Below are 7,731 nucleotides of genomic sequence, written 5' to 3'. Positions count from 1 at the left end.
TGGCGCTGGTGGTCGGGGTGCTGGTGGACGACGCCATCGTGGAGGTGGAAAACATCGAACGCCACCTGCGCATGGGCAAGACCCCGTATCAGGCCGCGATGGAGGCCGCCGATGAAATCGGCCTGGCGGTCATTGCCACCACCTTCACGCTGGTCGCGGTCTTCCTGCCCACCGCCTTCATGGGCGGCGTGCCGGGCAAATTCTTCAAATCGTTTGGGATTACGGCAGCGGTGGCAGTGTTCTTCTCACTGGCGGTGGCGCGCTTGCTGACGCCGATGATGGCGGCCTATTTCCTCAAGCCGCATCCGGAGAAGGAGCAAAAAGACGGCTGGATCATGCGCGCCTACATGCGCACGGTCGGCTGGTGCCTGCGCCACCGCATCATCACCCTGATCGCCGCCATCGCCATCTTTGCGGCCTCACTGATGATTGTACCGCTGTTGCCGAAGGGTTTCGTGCCGCCCGCCGACACCGCGCTGACCTCCGTATCGCTGGAAATGCAGCCCGGCGCTGCGCTGGAGGACACCTACGCAGTGGCCGAACAGGCCCGCCAATTGCTGGTGCCGCTACCTGACGTGAAAAAAGTCTTCACCACCGTCGGCGGGGGTGGAGGCGTCAGCAGTGGCCCCATCGCCATGAGCGGCGGCACGGATTCGCGTAAAGCCACCCTGACCCTGCAACTGACCACCCGAGAACAACGCTCGCGCACCCAGACGGCGGTGGAAAACGACATCCGCAATGCGCTCAAGCCGTTGCCGGGCGTGCGCTTCACCGTCGGCTCCGGCGGCGCGGGCGACAAGATGCAGGTGGTGCTGGCCAGTGACGATGGCGACCTGCTGATCAAGGCGGCGCAAGCGGCGGAACGCGACCTGCGCACCGTGCAGGGCATCGGCAACGTGGTGTCCGGCGCCAGCTTGCAACGCCCGGAAATCCACATCAAGCCGGATTACGCCCGCGCCGCTGAACTCGGCGTCAGCACCGAAGCCCTGGGGCAGGTGGTGCGGGTCGCCACCAACGGCGACTTTTCCACCCGCTTGCCCAAGCTCAACCTGCCGCAACGGCAGGTGCCGATCCGGGTGCAGTTTGACGAAGCCATGCGCGCCGACCTGGACGCCATCCGCCAGTTGCGGATTCCGGGGCGCAACGGCTCCGTGCCGCTTGCCGCCGTCGCCGACATCCAGCTTGGCAGCGGCCCGTCCCAAATCGACCGCTACGACCGCAAGCGCAATGTCAGCATCGATGTGGAGCTGAACGGCCTGCCGGTCGGACAGGTCACGGCGATGGTCGACCAATTGCCTGCGCTGAAAACCCTGCCGCCGGGCGTGGAGCGGCAAAGCTCCGGCGACGCCGAGCGCATGGCGGAACTGTTCGGCGGCTTCGGCGGGGCGATGCTGATCGGCGTGATGCTGATCTACATCGTGCTGGTGCTGCTGTTCCACGACTTCCTGCAACCAATCACCATCCTGGCGGCGCTGCCGCTGTCGGTGGGCGGGGCGCTGGCCGCGCTGCTGGTGACCGGCAGCAGTTTCTCAATGCCTGCGGTCATCGGCCTGCTGATGCTGATGGGGATCGTGACCAAGAACTCGATCCTGCTGGTCGATTATGCGGTGATGGCGCGCGAACGCGACCAGAGCGGGCGCGTCCCGGCGCTGCTGGATGCCTGCCACAAGCGGGCAAGGCCGATTGTGATGACCACCATCGCCATGGGCGCGGGCATGATGCCGACCGCGCTGGGGCTGGCGGCTGACCCAAGTTTCCGGCAGCCGATGGCGATTGTGGTGATTGGCGGGCTAGTGGCGTCCACCTTCCTGAGCTTGCTGGTGGTGCCAGCGGTGTTTACGTTTATTGACGATATTCTGGTGATTTTCCGCAAGGTGCGGGGGAAGCTGCATCATGCGCATGGGACGGCGTGAACAGCCACGACGCAGCACATGACGGGTTTCACCGCTGCGCTGGCACCCCAGCATTCCCCACCGCATCAGGGCTTTGCCCGCCTTCGCTGGGCGGGACGACGGATGCCGCTTGCTGTTGCGCCATGCTGGAAATGAGGCCCAGCACAATGATCAGCACAGCGGCCGCAAAGGTATACAGCAGGCCCTTGTCCATCGACCGCTCCGCGCCTTTGGCACCAAGCTTGTCGGAATGGAACAGTTTCAGCAGGCTGGCGAGCACCAGCAGCGCCAAGCCAAACAACACCAGTGGGTGTTTCAGGTATTCAATCCAGGGAGCGGGGTTTTCCATCGCAGGCCTCATCAGTGGAAAGGTGACACAAACGGGCGAAAGTGTAACAGATGGCGCGTGGCGGACGCATCCACAGAACGCAGGCACCCACCATTTCCCCTCACATCAGGGAACAGCCCCCTGATTCCGCCTCATCCCCGCCATCAGGATGTCGACCATGGCCCTTGCGCCCGCCTCCCATTCCGGCCCTGGCGTCAGGTTGGCGACACCCGCAATCGCCCGCAACAGGTCAAAAGGTTCGAGCTTGAGTTCAATCCCGTTGCTGGCCACCGCACGCGCCGCGAGTGTTTCAATCGTGCTCCTTAAGGTCACGCCCGAGACGGCGTAAAGCTCCGATACGCCACATACCAGCGAAGCCAGCGCATCCGCCATGATCTTCTTGGTCGCCAGATGGTCAACGAACAGCAGCAGCCATTGGCGCATGGCTTCGACCGGCTCGTGTGTTTTGCCCAAGTTGTCAGCGGCTTCCGCCAGCTGCTCAATGGCGTTGCGGTACACCGCTTCAACCAGGGCGTCGCGGGTCGGGAAATGCCGGTACAAGGTGCCGATGCCCACACCTGCGGAACGCGCAATCTCATCCAGCGTCGTCGCCGTCCCTGTCTTGGCGAAACATTCTTGTGCGGTTTCGAGCAAACGCTGCCGGTTGCGGCGGGCGTCCGCCCGTGGCTTGCGGTGATGGCGGCTGGATGGGTCATGCATGATACGAATCCTTCTTGACAAACGGAGGAACTCTCCGTATAAAAACGGAGGAGCGCTCCTTTTTCTCTAATACTGAACCTAACACAGATAGCTCCCAGCCTGAAATACGCTGGGTGATTTTTCCAATACGGAGGCGAACATGGAGAATTCTTTTGGCCCAACATCCACAACGGATGAAGTCCTGGCCGGACACGACCTGAGCGGCAAACGCATCCTGGTCACTGGCGTTTCCGCCGGACTGGGCGTCGAAACCGCGCGGGCGCTGGTGGCGCATGGCGCGCATGTGGTCGGCGCAGCGCGCGACCTCGCCAAAGCGGAAACCGCGACCGCAGGCGTGCGGGCGGCGGCTCCGGGCGGGTTTGAACTCATCCGCCTTGACCTGGCTTCCCTCGCCAGCGTGCGGGAATGCGCGGACAAATTGCTGGATGCAGGCCAGCCCCTTGACCTGATCATTGCGAATGCGGGCGTCATGGCCTGCCCCTTCAGCCATACCGCCGATGGCTTTGAAATGCAGTTCGGCACCAACCACCTCGGCCATTTCGTGCTGGTCAACCGCCTTGCACCGTTGCTGCGCAGCGGCTCAAGAGTCGTGAGCCTGTCATCTTCCGGCCACCGCTTCGCCGATGCCAATCTGGAAGACCCGAATTTTGAACACACCGAATACGACCCCTGGGTTGCCTATGGGCGTTCAAAAACAGCGGATATCCTGTTCGCCGTCGAGTTCGACCGCCGTCACCGTGAACGCGGCGTGCGGGCGGCGGCAGTCCATCCGGGCGGCATCCAGACGGAACTGAGCAGGCATATCAGCGCGGAGGGTCTCACGGCCTTAGTTGCCAACATCAACGCAAAACTTGCCACAGAGGGCAAACCGCCGTTCCAGTTCAAGAGCATCCCCCAGGGAGCCGCCACCTCTGTATGGGCGGGCATCATCGCTGATGCGGACGCAATCGGTGGCCATTATTGCGAAGACTGCCATGTCACCACCCTCATAACGGAAGGCGAACTTTCCGCCAGCAGCGGCGGTGTCCGCCCGTATGCGCTGAACCCCGAACACGCTGCTGCGCTCTGGGTCAAAAGCGAAGAGCTGGTGCAGGAACGCTTCTAAACACGCCTGCTCAGGGCTTTTTCTTCATCCTTTCTTTCAAGTCGGCAAAGGGATTATGGGTCGCCGCCGCTGGCCCCGTAGTCCCCGCCGACCCACCATACGCCGCCTCCAGCAACTTCTGATGCTCGTAATCGTGGCAATACAGGCATAGCAGTTCCCAATTGCTGCCATCCGGCGGGTTGTAGTCGTGGTCGTGGTTGCGGTGGTGCACGGTCAGTTCGCGCAGGTTGGCGTGGGTGAATTCACGGCCACAACGCCCACATACCCATGGATACAGCTTCAGCGCCTGTTCACGGTAGCCCTTGGCGCGCTCCTCAGCGCTTTTGCGCGCCTTGATGACAATGGCTTCTTGTTCGGCTTTCATCGATTTTTCCCTTTATTCGCAGTGATAGCAGCAAGCAATGATGGTTAGGTATTTGCCGTCAACAGCGTAGACCACAATGCGGCATGACCAGCATCCTATCAGATTGTGCCGCAGTGGTTCCGCACAGGCAAGACGCCCAAAACCCGCGTATAATGCGCTTAAATATCTGTTGTTGGAGGCCAACATGGCGCACGCATTCAAGTTGGATTATTTGCCGTTTGAGGATTATCTCGCCGGGGAGCGGGAGGTCGAAGTCCGCAGCGAATATGTGGATGGGCAGGTTTACGCCATGGCAGGCGGCAGTGAGTTGCACAACACCGTTGCCGCCACCTTCCACGGCCTGATTGAAAATGCCTTACCGGACGAATGCCGCACATGGCAATCCGATATGAAAGTGGTGGGCAAAAACGCGGGCAAACACTTCGCCTATTACCCCGACATCATGGCGTCCTGCGAAGCCAACAAGGGCGATGACCCCTATGTGCGCGACAACCCCAGCCTGATCGTCGAAGTGCTTTCACCTTCCACCCAGCGCACCGACCTGAAAGAGAAGTTCGACAATTACATCACCATCCCTACCCTGCTGGAATACGTGGTCGTGTCGCAGGATACGCCCTACGTGCGGCTGTTCCGCCGCCGCAACCACTGGCAAAGCGAGTCCTATTTTGCCGATGACACGTTTGCGCTGGAATCTGTCGGGCTGGAAATCACCGTGAAGCAGATTTACCGGCGGGTGAAAAAAGAAGTCGGGCTGGAAGTCCGGCGGTAGGACAGGCGGGACGTTCGCCGTAGCCACCAGCCCCGCCTGCCACATCCCTACCATCTATTTGGTCTCAGCATCCTTGCCGGGCGCTGGAAAAAAGGTCATGGACATCCCCAACGCATGCTCCGGCTGACCGTGGGCAGACGGAACCGCGTTGCGCCCAACGGCAGACGGCGGCGGGTGTGACGGCCTTCGTCATTCACGCGGGTCAGCGCCAGCAGCAGTTCCAGGGCCTTCTGCTTCAGACGATAAAACCACCCATGATTTTCAGGGTCAAACTGGACAACTGACCCTTGGTTATCTAAGCTTCCCTCCAAATAACTGACTGGTAGTCATTTATCATGAAAAACCTGCCCGTACCTGTTTCCCGCTGGCTTGCCGCCTTGCTCCTGAGCGTTGCTTGCAGCCCCCTGACGGCAGCGGACGCCCCCGCAACCACACCGCCCAAGGCGGCGCTGGCGGTGACCGTCGCCACACCGTCGGAGGAAGAATGGCCGGTGAGCATCACCGCCAACGGCTCGCTGGCCGCGTGGCATGAAGCCGTGATTGCCGCTGAAATCGGTGGCCTGCGCGTCGCCAGCATCAAGGCGGAACTGGGCGACCAAGTCAAACGCGGGCAGGAGTTGGCCACCCTGGCGAAGGATTCAGTCGAAGCGGATGTCGCCCGCGCCCAGGCTGGTGTCGCCCAGGCCGAAGCCAGCCTCGCCGAAGCCAGGATGAACGCTGACCGCGCCCGCCGCCTCAAGACCAGCGGCGCATTGCCCGCCCAGCAGATCGACCAATATCTGGCCGCCGAAGCCACCGCCAAAGCCAACCTGACAGCGCAGCAAGCCGTCTTGCAGGGCGAACGTATCCGCCTGCGCCAGACCAGCATTGTGGCGGTGGATGACGGTGTGGTTTCATCCCGCACCGCCACCCTCGGCGCGGTCGTGCAGGCTGGTACGGAACTGTTCCGGCTGGTGCGGCAAAACCGGATCGAATGGCAAGCCGACATCCCCGCGCGTGACGCCGACCAGCTCCAGCCGGGGCAGAAAGCCCGCCTGACGCTGCCGACTGGCAAGCAGGCGGACGGTGAAATCCGGCTGGTTTCCCCGGTGATCGACCCCAAAACCCGCAATATCAGCGTCTATGTCAGCCTGCCGCCGGACAGCCCCGCACGCGCGGGCATGTTCGCCCAAGGGGAAATATTCACCCATTCCGCCAAGGCGTTGAGCGTGCCGCAAAGCGCGCTCGTCTTGCGCGACGGCAACAGTTATGTGTTTGTGGTCGGCGCGGACAACCGCATCGCCCAACGTCTGGTGCAGGTCGGGCGGCATCATCAGGATCAGGTGGAAATCCTCGACGGCGTTTCCGCCCAAGCCCGCATCGTGGCCAGCGGCGGCGCTTTCCTGAATGACGGCGACACCGTGAAAGTGGTCGATCACCCTTCCTCCCCTGCGGGGGAAGGGTCGGGGATGGGGGGGGGCAATACCCCATGAACATTTCCGCCTGGTCAATCCGCAACCCCGTCCCCGCCATCCTACTGTTCATCCTGCTGACCCTCATCGGCATCGGCAGTTTCCGTGCGCTCGGCATCCAACTGTTCCCCGACATCGAACTGCCGATCATTACAGTCAGCGTCGGGCTGGAAGGCGCCTCCCCCACCCAGTTGGAAACCGAGGTGGTGCGCAAGATTGAGGATTCCGTCGCCTCCTTAAGCAACCTCAAGCACATTTACGCCAACCTGACCGATGGTGCCGCCACCATCAGCGTCGAATTCAATATCGACAAGGACAACGAGGTGGCGCAAAGCGAGGTGCGCAATGCGGTGGACAGCATCCGCGCCGACCTGCCTGCGGCCATGACCGACCCGGTGGTTTCCAAGCTCAGTACGGCGGGCAGCCCGATCATTACCTTCACTGCCGTCTCTGACCGGCTGGATGAAAAGGAATTGTCGTGGTTCATCGACAATGAGATTTCCAAGGCGCTGCTGGCGACCCCAGGCGTGGGGCGCGTGTCACGGCTGGGCGGCGCCAACCGTGAGGTGCAAGTCGACCTTGACCCGGTGCTGATGGCCGGGCTGGGCGTGACCGCCAACGATGTTTCGGCGCGCCTCAAACAGACACAGCAGGACGCTTCTGGCGGGCGCGGCGATGTGGGCGGCGGCGTCCAGTCGATCCGCACGCTGGCGGCGGCGAAAACGGCGGCGGACATCGCCGCGCTCGACATCCCCCTACCCGATGGCAGGCAGGCGCGCCTCGACCAGATCGCCACAGTGCGCGATGGCATTGCGGAACGCTCCACCATCGCCCTGCTGGACGGCAAGCCCGTCATCGGTTTTCAGGTGACGCGCACCAAAGGCTCCAGCGAAGTGGCAGTGGCCGCCGCCACCCGCGCCACGGTGGAGCGCCTGCAACAGGAATACCCGCATGTCAAAATCGAGGAGGCCTACGACATTGTGGCCTCCATCCAAGAAAACTACGACGGCTCGATGGTGCTGCTGTACGAAGGCGCATTCCTGGCGGTGCTGGTGGTGCTGTGGTTCCTGCGCGACTGGCGGGCGACGGTGGTGTCGGCGGC

The 7,731-nt window shown here is 62.4% G+C and carries 8 protein-coding genes; 5 read left to right on the top strand and 3 right to left on the bottom strand.

Going from position 1 to position 7,731, the window contains the following annotated elements:
• Positions 1–1,913, top strand: a 1,913-nt coding sequence (locus VSS37_RS15830; RefSeq protein WP_324696757.1) for an efflux RND transporter permease subunit, incomplete at its 5' end; no start/stop codon positions are given.
• 28 nt (positions 1,914–1,941) lie between these two features.
• Here VSS37_RS15830 and VSS37_RS15825 read toward each other — a convergent pair.
• Positions 1,942–2,241, bottom strand: a complete 300-nt coding sequence (locus VSS37_RS15825) for a hypothetical protein (protein ID WP_324696756.1) — start codon at positions 2,239–2,241, stop codon at positions 1,942–1,944.
• A gap of 105 nt (positions 2,242–2,346) precedes the next feature.
• Positions 2,347–2,940, bottom strand: coding sequence for a TetR/AcrR family transcriptional regulator (locus VSS37_RS15820; RefSeq protein WP_324696755.1), 594 nt, complete (start codon positions 2,938–2,940; stop codon positions 2,347–2,349).
• Between the two features lie 139 nt (positions 2,941–3,079).
• Between VSS37_RS15820 and VSS37_RS15815 the strand changes: the two genes are divergently transcribed.
• On the top strand, positions 3,080–4,045 hold the full coding sequence (locus VSS37_RS15815) for an SDR family NAD(P)-dependent oxidoreductase (RefSeq protein ID WP_324696753.1): 966 nt from the start codon (positions 3,080–3,082) through the stop codon (positions 4,043–4,045).
• Positions 4,046–4,055: 10 nt separating this feature from the next.
• Here VSS37_RS15815 and VSS37_RS15810 read toward each other — a convergent pair whose 3' ends face one another.
• Entirely contained in the window at positions 4,056–4,409 is a 354-nt protein-coding gene (locus VSS37_RS15810; RefSeq protein ID WP_324696752.1) for a YajD family HNH nuclease, read from the bottom strand.
• 184 nt (positions 4,410–4,593) lie between these two features.
• Between VSS37_RS15810 and VSS37_RS15805 the strand changes: the two genes are divergently transcribed.
• From VSS37_RS15805 to VSS37_RS15795, 3 genes are all read left to right on the top strand, one after another.
• Positions 4,594–5,178 carry a Uma2 family endonuclease gene (locus VSS37_RS15805; protein WP_324696750.1) on the top strand — a complete coding sequence of 195 codons (585 nt, stop codon included), beginning with the start codon at positions 4,594–4,596 and terminating at the stop codon, positions 5,176–5,178.
• 335 nt (positions 5,179–5,513) lie between these two features.
• A complete protein-coding gene (locus VSS37_RS15800; protein ID WP_324696748.1) occupies positions 5,514–6,650 on the top strand; it encodes an efflux RND transporter periplasmic adaptor subunit in 1,137 nt (378 codons plus the stop codon).
• Positions 6,647–7,731 (top strand): efflux RND transporter permease subunit (locus VSS37_RS15795; protein ID WP_324696746.1); only part of this gene is annotated, 1,085 nt, incomplete at its 3' end. The genes VSS37_RS15800 and VSS37_RS15795, both read left to right, overlap by 4 nt.

Origin of the sequence: Candidatus Thiothrix phosphatis, assembly GCF_035668035.1 — a bacterium.
Classification (GTDB): Bacteria; Pseudomonadota; Gammaproteobacteria; order Thiotrichales; family Thiotrichaceae; genus Thiothrix; species Thiothrix phosphatis.
This window is presented reverse-complemented; position numbering and strand designations above follow the sequence as displayed.

Coding starts and splice junctions, on each gene's coding strand:
- VSS37_RS15825 (WP_324696756.1), bottom strand. CDS start 2,241: ATGGAAAACCCCGCTCCCTGGATTGAATACCTGAAACACCCACTGGTG.
- VSS37_RS15820 (WP_324696755.1), bottom strand. CDS start 2,940: ATGCATGACCCATCCAGCCGCCATCACCGCAAGCCACGGGCGGACGCC.
- VSS37_RS15815 (WP_324696753.1), top strand. CDS start 3,080: ATGGAGAATTCTTTTGGCCCAACATCCACAACGGATGAAGTCCTGGCC.
- VSS37_RS15810 (WP_324696752.1), bottom strand. CDS start 4,409: ATGAAAGCCGAACAAGAAGCCATTGTCATCAAGGCGCGCAAAAGCGCT.
- VSS37_RS15805 (WP_324696750.1), top strand. CDS start 4,594: ATGGCGCACGCATTCAAGTTGGATTATTTGCCGTTTGAGGATTATCTC.
- VSS37_RS15800 (WP_324696748.1), top strand. CDS start 5,514: ATGAAAAACCTGCCCGTACCTGTTTCCCGCTGGCTTGCCGCCTTGCTC.